The 19,266-nt window shown below is 73.8% G+C and carries 14 protein-coding genes; 10 read left to right on the top strand and 4 right to left on the bottom strand.

The window, feature by feature from the left end; all coding sequences use genetic code 11:
• Nucleotides 1–50 precede the first annotated feature (50 nt).
• The 4 genes from ACFRQN_RS22515 to ACFRQN_RS22530 all read right to left on the bottom strand — a co-directional run bounded on the left by ACFRQN_RS22515 (nt 51) and on the right by ACFRQN_RS22530 (nt 5,645).
• Nucleotides 51–2,480 (bottom strand): DUF3488 and DUF4129 domain-containing transglutaminase family protein, encoded by a 2,430-nt coding sequence (locus ACFRQN_RS22515; RefSeq protein WP_375874005.1) that lies wholly within the window; start codon nt 2,478–2,480, stop codon nt 51–53.
• Nucleotides 2,477–3,796, bottom strand: coding sequence for a DUF58 domain-containing protein (locus ACFRQN_RS22520; protein ID WP_380741659.1), 1,320 nt, complete (start codon nt 3,794–3,796; stop codon nt 2,477–2,479). The genes ACFRQN_RS22515 and ACFRQN_RS22520 overlap by 4 nt, the downstream gene beginning before the upstream one ends.
• Before the next feature lies 1 nt (nt 3,797).
• Nucleotides 3,798–4,742 carry a MoxR family ATPase gene (locus ACFRQN_RS22525; RefSeq protein WP_107086444.1) on the bottom strand — a complete coding sequence of 315 codons (945 nt, stop codon included), beginning with the start codon at nt 4,740–4,742 and terminating at the stop codon, nt 3,798–3,800.
• A 360-nt stretch (nt 4,743–5,102) separates the two neighbouring features.
• Entirely contained in the window at nt 5,103–5,645 is a 543-nt protein-coding gene (locus ACFRQN_RS22530) for a carbonic anhydrase (RefSeq protein ID WP_049651923.1), read from the bottom strand.
• Between the two features lie 537 nt (nt 5,646–6,182).
• Between ACFRQN_RS22530 and rsmH the strand changes: the two genes are divergently transcribed.
• The 10 genes from rsmH to ACFRQN_RS22580 all read left to right on the top strand — a co-directional run bounded on the left by rsmH (nt 6,183) and on the right by ACFRQN_RS22580 (nt 19,047).
• Complete coding sequence (gene rsmH, locus ACFRQN_RS22535; protein ID WP_380741660.1) at nt 6,183–7,157, top strand: 16S rRNA (cytosine(1402)-N(4))-methyltransferase RsmH; 975 nt, start codon at nt 6,183–6,185, stop codon at nt 7,155–7,157.
• 156 nt (nt 7,158–7,313) lie between these two features.
• Nucleotides 7,314–7,841, top strand: a complete 528-nt coding sequence (locus ACFRQN_RS22540; protein WP_380741661.1) for a hypothetical protein — start codon at nt 7,314–7,316, stop codon at nt 7,839–7,841.
• Nucleotides 7,842–7,905: 64 nt separating this feature from the next.
• Nucleotides 7,906–10,152: a penicillin-binding transpeptidase domain-containing protein gene (locus ACFRQN_RS22545; protein WP_380741662.1), complete on the top strand. Its 2,247-nt coding sequence runs from the start codon at nt 7,906–7,908 to the stop codon at nt 10,150–10,152.
• 94 nt (nt 10,153–10,246) lie between these two features.
• Nucleotides 10,247–11,812 carry a UDP-N-acetylmuramoyl-L-alanyl-D-glutamate--2,6-diaminopimelate ligase gene (locus ACFRQN_RS22550; protein WP_049658287.1) on the top strand — a complete coding sequence of 522 codons (1,566 nt, stop codon included), beginning with the start codon at nt 10,247–10,249 and terminating at the stop codon, nt 11,810–11,812.
• Nucleotides 11,809–13,212 carry a UDP-N-acetylmuramoyl-tripeptide--D-alanyl-D-alanine ligase gene (murF, locus tag ACFRQN_RS22555; protein WP_049658289.1) on the top strand — a complete coding sequence of 468 codons (1,404 nt, stop codon included), beginning with the start codon at nt 11,809–11,811 and terminating at the stop codon, nt 13,210–13,212. The genes ACFRQN_RS22550 and murF overlap by 4 nt, the downstream gene beginning before the upstream one ends.
• Nucleotides 13,212–14,273, top strand: a complete 1,062-nt coding sequence (mraY, locus tag ACFRQN_RS22560) for a phospho-N-acetylmuramoyl-pentapeptide-transferase (protein WP_074000913.1) — start codon at nt 13,212–13,214, stop codon at nt 14,271–14,273. Before murF ends, mraY begins: the two co-directional genes overlap by 1 nt.
• Nucleotides 14,270–15,736, top strand: a complete 1,467-nt coding sequence (gene murD, locus ACFRQN_RS22565) for a UDP-N-acetylmuramoyl-L-alanine--D-glutamate ligase (protein WP_380741663.1) — start codon at nt 14,270–14,272, stop codon at nt 15,734–15,736. Before mraY ends, murD begins: the two co-directional genes overlap by 4 nt.
• Nucleotides 15,737–15,827: 91 nt before the next feature.
• The gene (ftsW, locus tag ACFRQN_RS22570; protein ID WP_369808259.1) at nt 15,828–17,165 is read left to right on the top strand and encodes a putative lipid II flippase FtsW; all 1,338 of its coding nucleotides are present in this window, start codon (nt 15,828–15,830) and stop codon (nt 17,163–17,165) included.
• A 6-nt stretch (nt 17,166–17,171) separates the two neighbouring features.
• On the top strand, nt 17,172–18,278 hold the full coding sequence (gene murG / locus ACFRQN_RS22575; protein WP_049649525.1) for an undecaprenyldiphospho-muramoylpentapeptide beta-N-acetylglucosaminyltransferase: 1,107 nt from the start codon (nt 17,172–17,174) through the stop codon (nt 18,276–18,278).
• Nucleotides 18,271–19,047 carry a cell division protein FtsQ/DivIB gene (locus ACFRQN_RS22580; RefSeq protein WP_117487434.1) on the top strand — a complete coding sequence of 259 codons (777 nt, stop codon included), beginning with the start codon at nt 18,271–18,273 and terminating at the stop codon, nt 19,045–19,047. The genes murG and ACFRQN_RS22580 overlap by 8 nt, the downstream gene beginning before the upstream one ends.
• Nucleotides 19,048–19,266 lie beyond the last annotated feature (219 nt).

The raw sequence follows: 19,266 nt of genomic DNA on the forward strand, positions 1-19,266 counted from the left end.
GTCGATCGACTGCCCGCCCCGGCTTCGTGTCCGGAAGGGAAACCCCCGGGTCAGGACTCCGGGGTGGACCCCTTGCCCCGGGTGAGGACCCGCCGCACCGGCGCGGAGACGGCCTCGACCGCCCGGCCGACCGCGGCGCCGGCTGTCGCCCGGGCCGCCCGCGCCGCGTCGGAGATCCGCCACCACAGCTGCGCCGAGGACGGCGGCAGCAGCAGCGCCCTGGTCCGTCCGGCCCGGCCGGCGGCCGCCCGCAGCCCGCGCCGCACGGTGCGGACGTCGGCGGCCAGCGGTTCGGTGACGGGCTGCCCGGGCGGGGCGTAGAGCACCCGCTCGGTGGCCAGCGCCAGTCGGCCGGTGGCCGCCGCCGAATCCGCGTCCAGGTGGGCCTTCTCGGTGATCCGGTGGGCCGCCGAGCGCGGGGTGCGTGACTCGTCCGGGGGAATTCCGAGGTCCCAGGCGGAGTCGACCAGCTCGTCCCAGGCGGCCAGCACCTGGGCGTCGGTCAGCTCCGCCGCTCCGCTCCCGCCGGGCCCGCGCCGCCCGCCGCCGCCCAGCCGGCGTCGGCGTACGGCCGCGCGCCAGACCATCGGGACGAGCAGCAGGGCGATCAGCGCGAGCACCGCGGCCAGGGTGCCGAGCACCTGGCCGGAGAGCAGCCAGGACTCCTCGGCGGTCTTGGCGACGGCCTTGTCCTTGGAACCGCACTCGCCGAGCTGGCGCTGCTTGGCGGTGCAGTCCGAGCCGGAGCTCGGCAGCGGGGCGGCCGAGGCGGTCTGCGGGGCGGCGGTCGCCTGCTGGGTCGGCGCGGTGGTCGGGGCGGTGGACGCCTCGGTGTAGCGGGTCGGGACGCCGCGGCTCGGGGTCGGCTCGAAGCGCAGCCAGCCGTAGCCCGTGAAGTACAGCTCGGGCCAGGCGTGGTACATCCGGCCGGTCACCGAGTAGACGTTGCCGCCCTTGCTGTCGCCGGGGGTGAAGCCGACGGCCACCCGGGCCGGGATCTTCAGCTCCCGGGCCATCGCCGCCATGGTGGAGGCGAAGTGCACGCAGAAGCCCCGCCGGTCGCGCAGGAAGACGGCGATGGCGTTGCTGCCGGTGCCGCCGCTGACGGCGGTGTCGTACGTGAAGCCCGGCCCGGTGAACCAGTTGACCAGCGCCGTCGCCCGGTCGAAGTCGTTCTTCGCGCCGGCGGTGACGGCCTTGGCCTGCTCGGCGACGACCGGCGGCAGGTCGGTCGGGAGGGCGGTGTAGCGCTCCCTGATGTCCGACGGCGCGGTGCCCGCGAGGCGCAGCTCGTTGGCGGTGGGCCGCACGTCCAGGGCGGTGACGTGGTAGCTCAGGCCGCGGATCGCCTTGTCGCTGGTCGGCAGGACGGTACGGGTCAGCGGGTCGAGCTTCCAGGCGCTCCGGTCGGGGAGCTGGACGGAGGCGGCCGGGTAGGGCATCGGCAGCCAGCTCCCCCCCAGCCGCTCGTCGACCTTGAAGTCGCCCTCGAACCGGGCCACCTGGGGATCGCGCAGGCCCTCGGGGGCGGGCAGGGCCGCCGGGAGGTCCTGGACGGTGGTGCTGCCGAGCCGCCAGTTGACGCCGTCGAACTGGTCGAGCGAGCCGGTCCGCAGGTAGACCTGGTCGGCCAGCGGGGTGTCCAGGGTGTAGCTGAGCAGCTCCGCGTCGGTCGGCTTGGAGATCGCGGCCTCCAGGCTGACCAGCGGGTCGAGGCTGGTCGACAGGCTCCCGCCGACGCCCTTGCCGCCCGATCCGCCGGAGCCGGAGTTCAGCAGCCCGAAGCTCCAGTGCGGCAGGACCACCGGCAGCAGCAGCGCCACCGCCAGGGCCAGCACGCCGACCTGCCGGCCGCCCGGGCTGACCCGGCCGGACTCCACCGAGCCGCGCGCGCCGCCGTAGAACACCCGGCCCCAGCGGGAGACCCGGTCCTGGCCCTCGGCGAACAGCAGCAGCAGGTAGCCGGCCGCGGCGACGGCGAACCAGACCCAGCTGCCGTGCTCCCCGGCCAGGCCGTTGCCGACCGAGTACAGCGCCAGCAGCGGCAGCCCGGCCAGCGCCGAGCGCCGGTAGGTCACCGCGACGGTGTCCACCGCGACGGCGATCAGCCCGATCGCCGAGACCAGGATCAGCCGCAGTCCGGCGGTGGGCGGAGCCGGGATGGCGTACTGCTGTATGTCGTCCAGGCCGGCGGTGAAGACCTGGTCCAGGACCCGCAGCGCGGACGGGCCGGGCAGCATCCCGCCCTCGCCGGCGAAGCCGAGCAGCAGCAGGAGGAGCAGGACCAGCAGCTGCCCGAGCGGCACCGTCCAGCGGTACACCGGGGCGCGGCGCAGGCCCGCGCCGGCCGCGGCGACCACGGCGATCACCAGGAGGGCGTGGGTGAGCCAGCTGCGGGTGGTGAGCAGCGGCATCATGCACAGCGCGGCGAGGGCGGTGGCCAGCGCCGAGTACGCGGTCAGTTTGGCCCGGGTGGTCACGCGCCGGCCTCTTCTCGGTAGGGGGCGGTCGTCCGGCTGCCGTCGGCGGCCCGCCACAGGTCCGGTACGGAGTCCCCGGCCCGTACCGGGATCACCGTCCAGCCGGCTTCGCGCAGCTGCTGGACCCGGGCCCGGAAGTCGTCGCCGCCGGTGTCCGGGGCGAGCATCCGCAGGCCGGCCCAGGTGCCGGTGTCCAGCAGGAAGGCGATCGCCCCGCCGGCGCGGCTGCGCAGCCGGCCCAGCCGGGTGGCCTGGGCGTCGTCCAGCTCGCCGAGGACGGCGACCAGCAGGCCCTCGCCGCCGGCGCGCAGCGGGTCCTCGGCGCGGGACAGGGTGCCGCCGTCGGACAGGTCGGCGACCGCGAGGGCGTCCAGGACCAGCCCGGAGGTGTCGGCGCCGCTGTGGCTGCCGCCCGCGCCCGGCCCGGGCACCGACAGCCCGGTGTCGGTGAGCAGCCGGGTCTGGTAGCCGCGCTCCAGCAGGTGCACGGCGACCGAGGCGGCGCAGCCGACCGCCCACTCGAAGGAGGAGGCGGGGCCGCTGCCCCGGTGGGCGATCTCCCGGGTGTCCAGCACGACGGTGGCCCGGGCCTGCTGCGGCTGCTCCTCGCGGCGCACCATCAGCTCGCCGTACCGGGCGGTGGAGCGCCAGTGCACCCGGCGCAGGTCGTCGCCGGGCCGGTACTCGCGCAGGATCACGTCGTCGTCGCCGGCCAGCGCCAGGGTGCGGCTGTGGCTCTCGCCCTGGCCGATCCACTCGCCGCTGAGCCGTACCGACGGCAGCGCCTGGACCTGGGGGACGACGGTGAGGACGTCGGAGGCGGTGAAGGCACGGGTCACCTCGCACATCCCGAACGGGTCGGACAGCCGCAGCTGGAGCGGCCCGAGCGGGTAGCGGCCGCGCAGGTCGGAGCGGACCCGGTAGGAGACCTCGCGGTGGCCGCGCGGCTCGACCCGGTCCAGCACGAAGCGCGGGCGCGGCCCGAGCACGTACGGGACCTTGTCCTCCAGCAGCAGCACCCCGGTGGGCACCCGGGAGACGTTGTCGACCCGCAGGTGGACCCGGGCCTCCTGGCCGGCGACCGCCCGGCGCGGGCTGAGCCGGCGTCCGCTGGCCACCCGGTAGCGGGTGTTGGCGACGACCACCACGGCGACCAGCGGCAGCGCGGCGAGCAGGACGCCGACGCGCAGCAGGGCGTCCTGGTCGAGCAGGTAGGAGCAGGCCACCGCGGTGACCCCGGCGGCGAGGAAGGACCGCCCCCGGGTGGTGAGACCGCGGAACCCGGCCCGCAGTCCCGATGATTCGGACTGGGCCACCTCAGCCCCTCCGGACGGCCGGGCCGCCCTGCGGGCGCGGCAGCGGCAGCCGGGCGACCAGGTCGGCCACGATCTGCTCGGAGGTGCGGCGGCTGAGCTGGGTCTCGGCGGTCGGCATCAGACGGTGCGCCAGGACCGGGACGGCGAGGCGCTGGATGTCGTCGGGGGTGACGTAGTCGCGCCCGTCCAGCGCGGCGGCGGCGCGGGCGGCCCGGACCAGGTGCAGGGTCGCGCGGGGCGAGGCGCCCAGGCGCAGCTCGGGGCTGGTGCGGGTGGCGCCGACCAGGTCGACGGCGTAGCGGCGGACCGGGTCGGCGATGTGCACGGTGCGGACCAGGTCGATCAGCTTGAGGATGTCGGAGGCGTGCGCGACCGGCTGGAGGTCCTCCAGCGGGCTGGCGCCGGCGTGGGTGTCGAGCATCGCGAGCTCGGCCTCGGGGCTGGGGTAGCCGATCGAGATCCGGGCCATGAAGCGGTCGCGCTGGGCCTCCGGCAGGGGGTACGTGCCCTCCATCTCGACCGGGTTCTGGGTGGCCACGACCATGAACGGCGAGGGCAGTTCGTAGCTGGTGCCGTCGATGGTGACCTGGCGCTCCTCCATGGACTCCAGCAGCGCCGACTGGGTCTTCGGCGAGGCGCGGTTGATCTCGTCGCCGACCACGACCTGGGCGAAGATCGCGCCCGGGCGGAACTCGAAGTCGTGCCGCTGCTGGTCGTAGATGTTGGTGCCGGTGACGTCCGAGGGCAGCAGGTCGGGCGTGAACTGGATGCGGCGCACGGTGCAGTCGAGCGAGCGGGCGAGCGCCTTGGCCAGCATGGTCTTGCCGACGCCGGGCACGTCCTCCAGCAGCAGGTGGCCCTCGGCGAGCAGGACGGTCAGGGCGATCCGGACGGCCTCCGGCTTGCCCTCGATCACGCTCTCGACGTTGCCGCGCACGCGGTCCACGACCGCGGCGAGTTCGGGGAGCCCGGTCTGCCGGAACCCGCCCGCCCGCTGCGGTTCGCCCCCCGCGGGACTGCCGAGTCCGGCCTGATCCTTGTAGCTCGTCACCCGTATACGCTCCCTGGCACCCTGTGCCCGCCCCGTCCCGAGGCCGGACCCCACCCCATGCTTGACGCGGCCGTCCCGGGGGCGGTTCCGAACGAGGAGCCGGCGGCCGGGAAGGCGGCCTGCGGCCTGGCCGCCCCAGGTGGTTCGGGGTCCGACCGGCAGGCGCATTCTCCCCTGCGGGATGGCCAGAAGTCACCATTCGGCGGTGCCCGAATGCCCGGACACCGTCGGCCGGGCAGGGTCGGGGCGGGTCGCTCAGTCGATCTCGCGGAGCAGGCCGGTGTGGACGTCGAAGACGAAGCCGCGGACGTCGTCGGTGTGCGGCAGGAAGGGAGAGGTGCGGACGCGCTGCATGGACTGGCGGACGTCGCCGTCCAGGTCGACGAAGGCCTCCACCGCCCACTGCGGGCGCTGGCCGACCTCCAGCTCCAGCTCGCGGCGGAAGTCCTCGGTCAGCCCGAGCAGGCCGCAGCCGGTGTGGTGGATCAGCGCGATCGAGCGGGTGCCGAGGGCGCGCTGGCTGATGGTCAGGGACCGGATGGTGTCGTCGGTGACGACGCCGCCGGCGTTGCGGATGACGTGGGCGTCGCCGAGTTCGAGGCCGAGCGCGGCGAACAGGTCGAGTCGGGCGTCCATGCAGGCGACCACGGCGATCTTCTGCACCGGGCGGGCGTCCATGCCGCCGTCCCGGAAGGTCACCGCGTAGGCGCGGTTGGCCGTGACGAAGCGGTCGATGACGGTGGGTCTGGCAGGGTCGGCAGCGGCGTTCGGCGAGGGCCGGTCGGGTGTCACTGTCATGGGGGCGACGTTAGTGCGGATCGGGCCCGCGCGGTGGGGCCGGGAGCTACAGAACGGCGGGCCGTGATCGGGTGCATCGCCACAACGGGAGCTGCTCCCGGAGCGGCCGCCGCCGACCCCGCACGCGGGGCGGCCAGGGGGCGCGCGCCCGCCGCCGAAGGCCCCCGATCCGGACCGCCGCCGGTCCGCCCCGAGGGCCGCGACCTGCGGTGATCCGTACCGCCGCCCGGGTGGTGCGCCGGAGCGGGCCATTGACTGGCAGGGGCCGCGCGATAGAGTTTGCGGCGCAGTGGAGCACACCCGCCGGGGCCCGTCAACGGGGCTTCCCCGGCCGGTGCGGCCCGGTCGAAGCGGCCCGTGGCCTCCTCCCGCTCCGTGCCCACCTGGCGCACCTTCCCCGGCGCCGGGCGGTCACGACCTTCCCCTCGAGCGGGCGGGGACCACGGGCCGCTTCGTCGCGCCGGGGCACGGTGGGCGAGAATGGTCGCAGCTCCCGGACGTCGGGCTGCTCCGCACCGAGGAAGGGCGCCACCGCGCATGACCACCAACGAACCGGGCCCCAAGCACGTTCCGGTGATGCTCCAGCGGTGCATGGATGCGCTCGCACCGGCGATCTCGCGCCCCGGGGCCGTCGTGGTGGACGCCACCCTCGGCCTCGGCGGGCACAGCGAGGCGCTGCTGACCCAGTTCCCTGAGGTGCGGCTGGTCGCGGTGGACCGCGACCCGGCGGCGCTGAAGCTGTCCGGCGAGCGGCTGGCCCCGTTCGGCGACCGGGCGACCCTGGTGCACGCCGTCTACGACGAGATCCCCGAGGTGCTGGAGCGCCTGGACATCGACCGGGTCGACGGCGTCCTGTTCGACCTCGGCGTCTCCTCGATGCAGCTGGACGAGGCGGAGCGCGGCTTCGCGTACGCGCAGGACGCGCCGCTGGACATGCGGATGGACCAGACCCGGGGGATCAGCGCGGCGGAGGTGCTGAACACCTACGGCCACGGCGACCTGGCCCGCATCCTCAAGGTGTACGGCGAGGAGCGGTTCGCCGGGAAGATCGCCTCGGCGATCCTGCGGGAGCGGGAGAAGGAACCGTTCACCAACAGCGCGCGTCTGGTCGAGTTGGTGCGGAACGCCATTCCGGCGGCGACCCGTCGGACCGGCGGGAACCCGGCCAAGCGGACGTTCCAGGCGCTGCGGATCGAGGTCAACGGCGAGCTGGAGGTCCTGGACCGGGCGATCCCGGGGGCGCTGGACATCCTCGCGATCGGCGGCCGGATCGTGGTGATGTCCTACCAGTCGCTGGAGGACCGGCTCGTCAAGCAGTACCTGGCCGCCGGTGCGACCAACACCGCTCCGCCGGGGCTGCCGTTCATCCCGGAGGAGCACCAGCCCTGGCTCAAACTGATCACTCGCGGTGCCGAGCTGGCCACCGAGGAGGAGATCGAGGAGAACCGGCGCGCCGCGCCCGTACGGCTGCGGGTGGCGGAGAGGATCAGGGACCGAAGCAAGCGGGGCTGACGAACCGGCCCGGCGGGGTCCGAAGGGCGGAGGAAAGCGGTGGGGCCGGTGGCCGGTGAGGTCCGGGCGGGGCGGGGAGGACTCCCCGGGCAGGGCAGGGCGCGGATCACGGTCCGGCCGGGCAGGCGTCCGGTACGGAGGCGCACACCGTTCGCGGTGCTCGTCGTGGTGCTGCTGGCGGCCGGGCTGCTCGGCCTGCTCGCGCTGAACACCGCACTCAACGAGGGCTCCTTCGAGCTGTCCCGACTGCAGAAGCAGACCACCGTGGCGACCGACGAACAGCAGAGCCTCCAGCACGAGATCGACCAGAGCTCGGCCCCGGACGCGCTGGCCAGGCGCGCCGCCGAGCTGGGCATGGTCCCGGCCGGCGGGATGGCCTTCCTGGACGTCCCGAACGGCGGCAAGGTGGTCGGCACCCCCGGCCCGGCGCAGGACAGCCCGCCGGTCAAGCGCTCCACGGCCGAGCCGTGGCCGACCAGGACCCCCTCCGGTGCCGCCCAGCCGAGCGCGGCCCAGCCCGCCGCCGGGCCGTCACCGGCCGCGCCGCAGCCGGGCGGTGCCCCCTCGCCGGCCGCGCCGCCGCCCGCACCGGCCCCGGCGACGTCCGCCGGCGACTCGGTGATCCAGCTCAACCCGGTCTCGCCCGCCGCGGCCGCGAAGCCGAACGGAGGCGCGGGCCGATGAGCCAGTGGACCGTCAGAAGGGGTGACGGGCGCGAGGCGCCCGGCGAGCGCGGCGAGGTGGCCGCATGAGCACTCCACGTCAGCCGGGCGGGAGCGGCGGTTCCGGCAGCGGCAACGGCCGCCGTCCGGTGCCCCGGGGCACCGCGCCGCGCGCGCAGTCCGCCGCCGGCCGCGGTCAGCCCACCAAGGCCCAGCCCGCCAAGGGGCAGCCGGCCAGGAGCCAGCCCGCCAAGGCCCAGCCCTCCCGCAGCCAGCCGGCGAAGGGCCAGCCCGCGCGCAGCCAGTCGGCCAAGGCCCAGCCCGCCAAGTCGGCCTCCGCCGGCCGTACCCCGCGGGCGCCGCAGCAGCGCCGCCCCGAGGGGCGCCCGCCGGCCCGCAGCCAGGCGGCGGTGCGCCCGAAGAGCCGTCCGCCGCTGCGCCCCAAGGCGCTCAAGCTGGCCGAGCCGAAGCGCCGGCTGCGGGTGATCTCCGTGGTGCTGTCGCTGGTGTTCTCCGTCTTCGCGGGCCGCCTGGTGCAGCTCCAGCTGGTGGACGCCGACGCGCTGGCCGCCGACGCCAACACCAACCGCTACATGAACATCCCGATCACCGCCGAACGCGGCTCGATAACGTCCTCCGACGGGGTCGCGCTGGCGGCCACCGTGGACGCGTACGACATCACCGCCGACCCGGCGATGTTCACCCCGGAGGCGACCGGCATCCCGGACGCGCCGGAGCAGGCGGCCGCGCTGCTGTCGCCGATCCTCGGCGTGCCCAAGGAGAAGATCGCCACCGACCTGCACACCCCCAAGACCCGCTACAAGCGGCTCGCGGCCCAGCAGACCCCGGCCGCCAAGAAGCAGATCAGCGACCTCAAGTCGGGCCTGGAGAAGCAGGCCGGCTCGCGGGCCTGCCAGGCCCAGAAGAAGCTGCTCGGCAAGCCCGCCGACCAGGGCGGGCGCACCCGGGTGGACAACGAGTGCGCCAACCCGCTGGCCGGGGTGTTCAACCGGGAGACCCAGAAGCGGATCTACCCGGCGGACGGCCTGGCCGCCAACCTGGTCGGCTTCGTCAACGCCGAGGGCGAGGGCGCCGGCGGCCTGGAGCAGCAGTACCAGAAGCTGCTGGCCGGCAAGGACGGCCACAGCAGCTACGCCCAGTCGGGCGGGCGGCTGGTGCCCACCGCCGGGGGCTCGATGGAGCCGGCCGTGCCGGGCGACGACGTGAAGCTGACCATCAACCGGGACATCCAGTGGGCCGCCCAGCGGGCGATCACCGACCAGGTGGCCAACTCCGGCGCGGAGAAGGGCTACGTGGTGGTCCAGGACGTGAAGACCGGCCAGGTCCTCGCGATGGCCACCGCGCCCGGCTTCAACCCGAACGACCTGAGCCTGGCCAAGCAGTCCCAGATGGGCAACCCGGCCCTGGTCGACGCGTACGAACCGGGCAGCACCGCCAAGCTGATGAGCCTGGCCGCGGTGCTGGACTCCGGCACGGCCAACTGGGACACCAAGGTGACCGTGCCCAACCGGCTGGTCCGGGCCGGGCAGCAGTTCAAGGACGACGTCGAGCACGGCGACTGGCACCTGACCCTGGCCGGGGTGCTCGCCAAGTCCTCCAACATCGGCACCATCGAGGCGGTCGAGACCCTCGGCGGCGGCGACCAGCTGAAGACCAACCAGGTGCTGGACGGCTACATGCGCAAGTTCGGGGTGGCCCAGCCGACCGGTCTGGGCTTCCCCGGGGAGACCTCCGGGATGCTCAAGAAGCCGGAGGACCTGGTCGCCTCGGAGAAGTACAACATCTCCTTCGGTCAGGGCCCGCTGCAGATGAACGCGCTCCAGGCCACCTCGGTCTACTCGACCATCGCCAACGGCGGGGTGCGGGTCGCGCCCAGCATCGTCCAGGGCGTCACCGACCCGAACGGCAAGTACGCCCCGAGCGCGCCGGGGGAGCAGACCCGGGTGGTCAGCCCGGAGACGGCCAAGACCCTCACGTCGATGCTGGAGTCGGTCGTCGACGACGAGCAGGGCACCGGCGGCAAGGCCGCCATCCCCGGCTACCGGGTCGCGGGCAAGACCGGCACCGCCGACCGGGGCGCCGCCGACGGCAAGGGCTACGACGGCTACACCGCCTCCTTCATCGGCTTCGCCCCCGCCGACGCCCCCCGCTACACCGTCTCCTGCACCCTCCAGGGCCCGGTCAACGGCCACTTCGGCGGCCAGCTGTGCGGCCCGGTGTTCAAGCAGGTGATGGAGTTCACCCTGAAGACCATGCAGGTCCCGCCGAGCGGCAGCCCGGCGCCGAACCTGGCCGTCGAGTGGAAGCCGTGAGCGCACGATGAGCAACGGACCGGCCGGGCCGGAGCACGGCGCGGCGGAGGGCCGGTTTGGCCCTGGACACCCTTCGGCGGATAGCCTTCCCGCCGTGCCGAAACCCGATCAAACCACCGTGAGTCCGCCCCGTCCGACCGGGACCACCGCCCTGCCGCTCGCCGAGCTGGCCGCCGAACTGGGCCTGCCGCCCGTCGAGGGCGGCGCCGTCACCGGCGTCACCCACGACTCCCGCGCGGTCCGTCCGGGCGACGTGTACGTGGCCTTCCCGGGCGCCAACCACCACGGCGCGGCGTTCGCCGGCAAGGCCGCGGAGTCCGGCGCGGTGGCGGTGCTCACCGACCCGGCCGGCGCCGAGCAGGCGGCCGCCACCGGCCTGCCGCTGCTGGTCGTCGACCGGCCGCGGGCCGTCATGGGCGAGCTGGCCGCGATCGTCTACGGCCGCCCCTCCCGGCGGCTGCTGATGATCGGGCTGACCGGCACCAACGGCAAGACCACCACCTCCTACCTGGTCGAGGGCGGCCTGCGCGGCGCCGGGCGCAGCCCGGGCGTGATCGGCACCGTCGAGATGCGGGTCGGCGAGGAGCGGATCAAGAGCGAGCGCACCACCCCCGAGGCCACCGACCTGCACGCGATCCTCGGCGTGATGGCCGAGCGCGGCGCCGACGCGGTGACCATGGAGGTCTCCAGCCACGCCCTGGTCTTCGGCCGCACCGACGGGGTCGCGTACGACGTCGCGCTGTTCAACAACCTGACCCCCGAGCACCTCGACTTCCACCCGGACATGGAGGACTACTTCCAGGCGAAGGCCCGGCTCTTCCAGCCCGGCAAGTCCCGCCACGGCGTGGTCAACCTGGACGACGAGTACGGCCGCCGGCTCGCCGCCGAGGCCAAGATCCCGGTGACCACCTTCTCCGCGACCGGCGCCGCCGCTGCCGACTGGCGGGCCGTGGACGTCCGGCTCGGGCCGGTCGGCTCCACCTTCAAGGTGCTGGGCCCGGACGGCGCCGAGGCCGAGGCCTCCGTCCCGCTGCCCGGCCCGTTCAACGTCGCCAACGCGCTCGCCGCGATCACCCTGCTGGTCGCCGCCGGCCTGCCGCTGGAGCGGGCCGTGGCCGGCGTCGCCGCCGTCCCCGGCGTGCCCGGCCGGCTGGAGCGGGTGGACGCCGGACAGCCGTTCGTCGCCGTCGTCGACTACGCGCACAAGCCGGACGCCCTGCAGGCCGTCCTCGCCTCGCTGCGCGAGGTCACCGAGGGCCGGCTGCACGTCGTGGTCGGCTGCGGCGGCGACCGCGACCCGCACAAGCGCGGCCCGATGGGCGCCATCGCCGCCCGTCTCGCCGACACCGCCCTGCTGACCAGTGACAACCCGCGCAGCGAGGACCCGCTGGCGATCCTCGCCACCATGCTGACCGGCGCCGCCGCGGTGCCCGAGGCCGAGCGCGGCGACGTCCTGGTCGTCCCCGACCGGGCCGAGGCGATCGGCCTCGCCGTCGCGCGCGCCCGGGCGGGGGACACCGTGCTGGTGGCCGGCAAGGGCCACGAGCTCGGCCAGTACGTACGAGACGAGATCCGCCCCTTCGACGACCGGGAGGTGCTGCGCGAATCCATCGCGCGGACCACGGCCGCACGGGGCGACCGAGGAGTAGAGCAGCAGTGATCGCACTGACCCTCGCCGAGGTGGCCGCCGCCGTCGGAGGCACGCTGGACGGCGCCGACCCGGACGCCCTGGTCACCGGCCCGGTCGAGGTCGACTCGCGGAAGGTGGCCCCCGGCGGCCTGTTCGCGGCCTTCGTCGGCGAGCACGTGGACGGCCACGACTACGCGGCCAAGGCGGTCGGGGACGGCGCCGTCGCGGTGCTGGCCTCCCGCCCGGTCGGCGTGCCCGCCGTCCTGGTCGACAGTGTGGTGGAGGCGCTCGGCAGGCTGGCCCGCGCCGTGGTCGCCCGTGCCGAGGGCACCGCCGTGGTCGCGCTGACCGGCTCGGCCGGCAAGACCAGCACCAAGGACCTGATCGCCCAGCTGCTCCAGCGCCGCGGCGAGACCGTCTACCCGCCCGGCTCGCTCAACAACGAGATCGGCCACCCGATGACCGCGCTGCGGGTCGAGGCCGGCACCCGGCACCTGGTCATGGAGATGGGCGCCCGGCACAAGGGCGACATCGAGTACCTCACCTCGATCACCCCGCCCCGGATCGGCGTGGTGCTCAACGTCGGCACCGCCCACGTCGGCGAGTTCGGCTCCCAGGAGGCGATCGCCGAGGCCAAGGGCGAACTGGTGGAGTCGCTGCCCGCCGACGGCGCCGCGATCCTCAACGCGGACGACCGGCTGGTGCGCGCGATGGCCTCCCGTACCAGGGCGAAGGTGGTCCTGTTCGGGGAATCGCCGGACGCCCACGTCCGGGCCACCGACGTTCGCCTGGACGCCACCGGGCGGCCATCGTTCACGCTCACCACCCCGGCCGGTTCCGCGCCCGTGCAGCTGCGCCTGTACGGTGAGCACCACGTCTCGAACGCCCTCGCCGCCGCAGCGGTGGCGGTGGAGCTCGGGATGTCCGTCGACGACACCGCGGCAGCCCTGGGCGAAGCGGGTGCGCTGTCCCGCTGGCGCATGGAGGTCGTCGACCGGGCCGACGGTGTCACCGTCGTGAACGACGCCTACAACGCGAACCCCGACTCGATGCGGGCCGCGCTGCGGGCGCTCGTCTCGATGGGTGGCCGGGGCCCGGAGCGCCGCCGCACCTGGGCGGTGCTCGGCGAGATGCGGGAGCTCGGCGAGGACAGCCTGGCCGAGCACGACGCCATCGGGCGGCTCGCCGTCCGGCTGGACGTCACCAAGCTGGTGGCGGTCGGCGGACGCGAGGCGGCCTGCATGGAACTCGGCGCGAGGAACGAAGGTTCGTGGGGTGAGGAGTCGGTGCTGGTGTCCGACGCGGACGCGGCGGTCGAGCTGCTGCGCAGTCAGCTGCGGCCGGGGGACGTGGTCCTGGTGAAGGCTTCCCGTTCGGTGGGGCTGGAGAAGGTGGCCGAGGCCCTCCTGACGGACGGTGTGGCCGCCTGATGAAGCAGATCCTTTTCTCCGGGATGATCGGTCTCATCCTGTCGCTGCTCGGCACCCCCGCCCTGATCAAGGTGCTCGCGAAGCACGGCTACGGCCAGTACATCCGGGACGACGGCCCCAAGGCGCACCACAGCAAGAAGGGCACGCCCACGATGGGCGGCATCGCCTTCATCCTGGCGACCCTGATCGCGTACTTCGCCACGAAGGCGATAACGGGCGAGAGCCCGACCGCCTCCGGGCTGTTGGTGCTCTTCCTGACCGCGGGCCTCGGCCTGGTCGGCTTCCTGGACGACTACATCAAGGTGGTCAAGCGCCGCTCGCTGGGCCTGCGGGCCAAGGCGAAGCTGGCCGGCCAGTCGATCGTCGGCCTCGGGTTCGCCATCCTGGCGATGCAGTTCCCGGACGACCGCGGGCTCAACCCGGCGTCCCAGAGCCTGTCCTTCGTCCGGGACTTCAAGTGGGCGATCGGCCCCGTCCTGTTCGTCATCTTCGCGTACTTCATGATCGCCGCGATGTCGAACGGCGTGAACCTGACGGACGGTCTGGACGGCCTGGCCACCGGCGCCTCGGTGATGGTCTTCGGCGCCTACACCTTCATCGGCATCTGGGAGCACACCCAGAGCTGCGCCTACGCGATCACCGCGACCGCCAACTGCTACGACATCCGGGACCCGCTGGACCTCGCCGTCGTGGCCTCCGCCCTGATGGGCTCCTGCTTCGGCTTCCTGTGGTGGAACACCTCGCCCGCCAAGATCTTCATGGGTGACACCGGCTCGCTCGCCCTCGGCGGCGCCCTGGCCGGTCTGGCGATCTGCTCCCGCACCGAGCTGCTGCTCGCCCTGCTCGGCGGCCTCTACGTGATCATCACCCTCTCGGTGATCATCCAGGTCGGCTCCTTCCGGATGACCGGCAAGCGCGTCTTCAAGATGGCGCCGTTGCAGCACCACTTCGAACTCAAGGGCTGGACCGAGGTCCTGATCGTCGTCCGGTTCTGGATCATCCAGGGCCTGTGCGTCGCCGTCGGCCTCGGCCTGTTCTACGCGGGATGGGTGACCGGATGACCGACCCCGACCTGACCACCCCGGCCACCCCGGCCAACCCGGACTTCGCCGGCCTGCCGGTCGCCGTCGCCGGGCTCGGCGTCTCGGGCATCAGCGCCGCGCGCGTCCTGCACGGCCTCGGCGCCCGGGTCACCGTGGTGGACGGCGGCAGCGGCCCCGGCCTGGCCGCCCGGGCCGCCGAGCTGGAGGCGCTCGGCGTCACCGTGCGGCTAGGCGACGGCGCGAGCCTGCCCGAGGGCACCGAACTGATCGTCACCTCGCCCGGCTGGGCGCCGGACAGCCCGCTGTTCGCCGCCGCCGAGGCGGCCGGGGTGCCGGTCTGGGGCGACGTCGAGCTGGCCTGGCGGCTGCGCAGGCCGCTGCCCGGCACCGGCGAGCCCGCCCCCTGGCTGGCCGTCACCGGCACCAACGGCAAGACCACCACCGTCCAGATGCTCGCCTCGATCCTCACCGCCGCCGGCAAGCGCACCGCCGCCGTCGGCAACGTCGGGGTCTCGGTCCTGGACGCGGTGCTCGCCGAGGAGCCGTACGACGTGCTCGCCGTCGAGCTCTCCAGCTACCAGCTGCACTGGGCGCCCTCGCTGCGCCCGCACTCGGCCGCAGTGCTCAACCTGGCGCCCGACCACCTCGACTGGCACGGCTCGATGGAGGCGTACGCCGCCGACAAGGGCCGGATCTACGAGGGCAACACGGTCGCCTGCGTGTACAACCTGGCCGACCCGGCCACCGAGGCGCTGGTCCGCGAGGCCGACGTCGAGGAGGGCTGCCGGGCGATCGGCTTCGGCCTCGGCGCCCCCGGCCCGTCGAACCTCGGCGTGGTGGACGGGCTGCTGGTGGACCGCGCCTTCGTCGAGGACCGGGCCAAGAACGCGGCCGAGCTGGGCGCGGTGTCGGACGTCAACCCGCCGGCCCCGCACAACATCGCCAACGCGCTCGCCGCGGCGGCGCTGGCCCGGGCGTACGGCGTCGAGCCGAAGGCCGTCCGGGAGGGCCTGCGGGCCTTCCGCCCGGACGCCCACCGGATCGCCGAGGTCGGCGTGGTCCGCGAGGTCACGTACATCGACGACTCCAAGGCCACCAACACCCACGCGGCGGCCGCCTCGCTGGCCGCCTACCGGCCGATCGTCTGGATCGCCGGGGGCCTGGCCAAGGGCGCGACCTTCGACGACCTGGTGCAGGGCGCGGCCGAGCGGCTGCGCGCCGTGGTGCTGATCGGCCAGGACCGGGCGGTGATCCGGGAGGCGCTGGAGCGACACGCTCCGGATGTGCCGGTGATCGAGGCGGCCGAGGGCCAGACTGGCGCGGTGGCGATGGCCGAGGTCGTTCGAACGGCCGCGTCGCTCGCCCGATCGGGTGACACGGTGCTGCTGGCGCCGGCCTGCGCCTCGATGGACATGTTCACCAACTACGGCGAGCGCGGCGACCTCTTCGCGGCGTCCGTCCGGGAGCTGGCGGGCGAGTAGTCAGGCGGGTGGACGGGCCGGCGCGGGCGCGTCGGACGGAGAGAGTGAGCGGGGAGCGGTGGCGGGGCAGGGCAGAGCGGATTCCGGCGTTGTGAAGCGGGACGCCGCCGAGCCGATGAGGGTGATCTCCGCCACCACGACCAAGTACAAGTCGGCCGGTCCGCTGGCCCGTCTCCAGGCCTTCCGGGCCCGGTGGCGGTACTGGCTGGACCGGCCGCTCACCCCGTACCTGCTGGTGCTCGGCAGCACCCTGCTGCTGGTCGTGCTCGGCCTGATGATGGTCTTCTCGGCCTCGCAGATCCTCGCCCTGAACCAGCACCACACGGCGCAGTACTACTTCCTCAAGCAGCTGATCGCGGCCATCCTCGGCCTGGTCCTGCTGATCGGCTTCGCCTCCGTCCCGGTGGCGGTGCTGCGGGTGATCACCTACCCGGTGATGATCGCGGTGATCGGCGCCCTCACCCTGGTCGCCATCCCCGGCATCGGGGTGCGGATCAACGGCAACCAGAACTGGCTGGATTTCGGCTTCTTCCAGTTCCAGCCCTCGGAGTTCGCCAAGCTCGCGCTGGTGCTCTGGGGCGCCGACCTGCTCGCCCGCAAGCAGAAGGCCGGCACCCTCAACTCGTGGAAGCACCTGCTGGTGCCGCTGGTGCCGGGGGCCCTGCTGCTGCTCGCGCTGATCATGTTCGGCGGCGACATGGGCACCTCGATGATCCTGGTGGCGATGCTGTTCGCGCTGCTCTGGATGGTCGGCGCGCCGCTGCGGCTGTTCGTGGCCACCGTCGGGGTGGCGGTGGTGGTCTGCACCGCGCTGGTGGTCACCGTCCCGCACCGGGCCGAGCGGCTGGGCTGCATCGGCGTCACCAAGCTCGACCCGGAGGGCGCCTGCTTCCAGGCCCTGCACGGCGTCTTCGCGTTCGCCAACGGCGGCGGCTTCGGTACCGGCCTCGGCGCCGGCGTGGAGAAATGGGGCCAGCTGCCCGAGGCGCACACCGACTTCATCTTCGCCGCGACCGGCGAGGAACTCGGTCTGGTGGGGACGCTGTCGGTGCTCGGTCTCTTCGCGGCACTAGGCTACGCGGGTATCCGTGTGGCCATCGGTACGAAGGAGCCCTTCGTCAGGTACGCCGCGGGAGCCGCCACCACCTGGATCATGGCGCAGGCCATGATCAACCTGGGGTCGGCGCTGGGACTGCTGCCCATCGCGGGCGTCCCGCTCCCGCTGTTCTCCTACGGCGGTTCCGCCATGCTGTCGGCCATGTCCGCGATCGGTGTGCTGCTGTGCCTGGCGCGCAGCACCTCGGGCGCGAAGGCGGCCCTGGCCGCCCGGAGCAAGAACTCCCGGATCAGGAGACAACTGGCCCGGGTGCTGCCACGACGACGAACCACAGCGCGCCCGGCCCCGGGGCCGGCACGCAGGGAGCGGTGAATTTCGGTGCATGTCGTACTCGCCGGCGGGGGGACCGCCGGTCACATCGAGCCGGCCATGGCCCTCGCGGATGCCCTCCGCAGGCACGACCCGTCCGTCGGGATCACCGCCCTGGGCACCGAGCGCGGACTGGAGACCCGACTGGTACCCGAGCGCGGCTACCAGCTCGAGCTCATCCCGGCCGTCCCGCTGCCCCGCAAGCCCACCCCGGAGCTGATCACCGTCCCCGGCCGGCTGCGCGGCACCGTCCGGGCCGCCCAGGAGATCATCGAGCGGGTCAACGCGGACGCCGTGGTCGGCTTCGGCGGCTACGTCGCGATGCCCGCCTACCTGGCCGCCAAGCGGGCCGGGGTGCCGATCGTGGTGCACGAGGCGAACGCCCGCCCGGGCCTGGCCAACAAGATCGGCGCCCGCTACAGCGACTTCGTGGCGGTCTCCACGCCGGACAGCAAGCTGCGCGACTCCCGGTACATCGGCATCCCGCTGCGCCGGACCATCGCCACCCTGGACCGCGGCGCGGCCCGCCCGGAGGCCCGCCAGTACTTCGGCCTCGACCAGCGGCTGCCCACCCTGCTGGTCTCCGGCGGCTCCCAGGGCGCCCGCCGGCTCAACGAGACGATCACCGCGATCGCCCCGCGGCTCCAGCAGTACGGCGTGCAGATCCTGCACGCGGTCGGCCCGAAGAACGAGCTGCCGCAGGTGGCGGACGTCCCCGGGATGCCGCCGTACCGCCCGGTGCCGTACCTGGACCGGATGGACCTCGCCTACGCGGCCGCCGACATGATGCTCTGCCGGGCCGGCGCCATGACGGTGGCCGAGCTGGCGGCCGTCGGCCTGCCCGCCGCCTTCGTCCCGCTGCCGATCGGCAACGGCGAGCAGCGGCTGAACGCCCAGCCGATGGTCAAGGCCGGCGGCGGTCTGCTGGTGGACGACGCCGAGCTGACCCCGGACTGGGTGCTGCAGAACGTGCTGCCGGTGCTCACCGACCCGCAGCGGCTGTGGGACATGAGCCGTTCGGCCGCCGAGTTCGGCCGCCGGGACGCCGACGACCTGCTGGTCGGCATGGTCTACGAGGCCATCCAGGCCCACCGCGGCGGCCGCCGCCGTGGCTGACGGCCGGCTCGCCGACCCGCTGGAGGAGGAGCTGGAGGTGGAGGAGTCCGCTCCCCGCCTCCGGCTCTCCCGGCGGGGCATCGTGGTGCTGGGCGCGCTCGGCGCCGCGGTGCTCGGCGTGCTGGCCTGGCTGGTGTTCTTCTCCTCGGTCCTGGACGTGCGCACCGTCGCCGTCCAGGGCGCGGGCGACGACAAGCTGACGCCGGACCAGGTCCGCGAGGCGGTCGGCGGGCTCGGCGACGGGCCGCTGGCGCGGGTGGACCTGGACGGCGTCCGGCACCGGGTGGAGGGGATCCCCCGGGTGGCCAGGGCCGAGGTGTGGCGGGGCTGGCCGCACACCCTGCGGGTGAAGGTCGTCCAGCGCACGGCGGTGGCCGCGGTCAAGGGGGACGACGGCCGGTTCACCCAGGTCGACGCCGGGGGCGTGAGCTTCGCCACCGAACCGGCCCCGCCCGAGGGCGTCCCGGTGGTCGAGCTGCGACTCAGTCAGCAGGCGAACGACGTCGACGGGGTGATCTCCCGTCCGCAGCTGGTGCAGGGCGCGGTGGCGGTGGCCGCCGGGCTGCCGCCGGAGGTCGCCAAGCGGGTCGGCTCGGTGCTGGTGCACTCGTACGACGACATCCAGTTGCAGCTCAGCGGGGGTGTGACGGTGCGCTGGGGGAGTCCGGAGCAGATCGACCGCAAGGCCCGGGTCCTGGTCGCGCTCCTGAACCAGAAGGGCACGAACTTCGACGTGACGGCGCCGGAGGCGCCGGCGGTGTCGGGATGATCCGGTAGGTTCTCTGCCTGAGGGAGGGGTTGACGCCTTGAAGTGTCGGCCCGACTCTTGGTGGTCACCCCCGGTTTCCTAAGCCGGCCGATGATCACATAGGCTCAAAAGAAAAAGGGAAGCTCGGCGTGTTCGTTGAAACGCGTGCCTGGAGCCACCTAGTGTCCTGTGTCACCAGACTGTGTTTCCTGGTGATGTGACGGAGACACAGAACTAACC

This window comes from Kitasatospora sp. NPDC056800 (assembly GCF_042789775.1).
In the GTDB taxonomy this organism is placed as follows: domain Bacteria; phylum Actinomycetota; class Actinomycetes; order Streptomycetales; family Streptomycetaceae; genus Kitasatospora.

What these genes read in the sequence shown, in the direction of transcription:
- rsmH (WP_380741660.1), top strand. Translation starts at nt 6,183, where the DNA reads ATGACCACCAACGAACCGGGCCCCAAGCACGTTCCGGTGATGCTCCAG.
- ACFRQN_RS22530 (WP_049651923.1), bottom strand. Translation starts at nt 5,645, where the DNA reads ATGACAGTGACACCCGACCGGCCCTCGCCGAACGCCGCTGCCGACCCT.
- mraY (WP_074000913.1), top strand. Translation starts at nt 13,212, where the DNA reads ATGAAGCAGATCCTTTTCTCCGGGATGATCGGTCTCATCCTGTCGCTG.
- ACFRQN_RS22545 (WP_380741662.1), top strand. Translation starts at nt 7,906, where the DNA reads ATGAGCACTCCACGTCAGCCGGGCGGGAGCGGCGGTTCCGGCAGCGGC.
- murD (WP_380741663.1), top strand. Translation starts at nt 14,270, where the DNA reads ATGACCGACCCCGACCTGACCACCCCGGCCACCCCGGCCAACCCGGAC.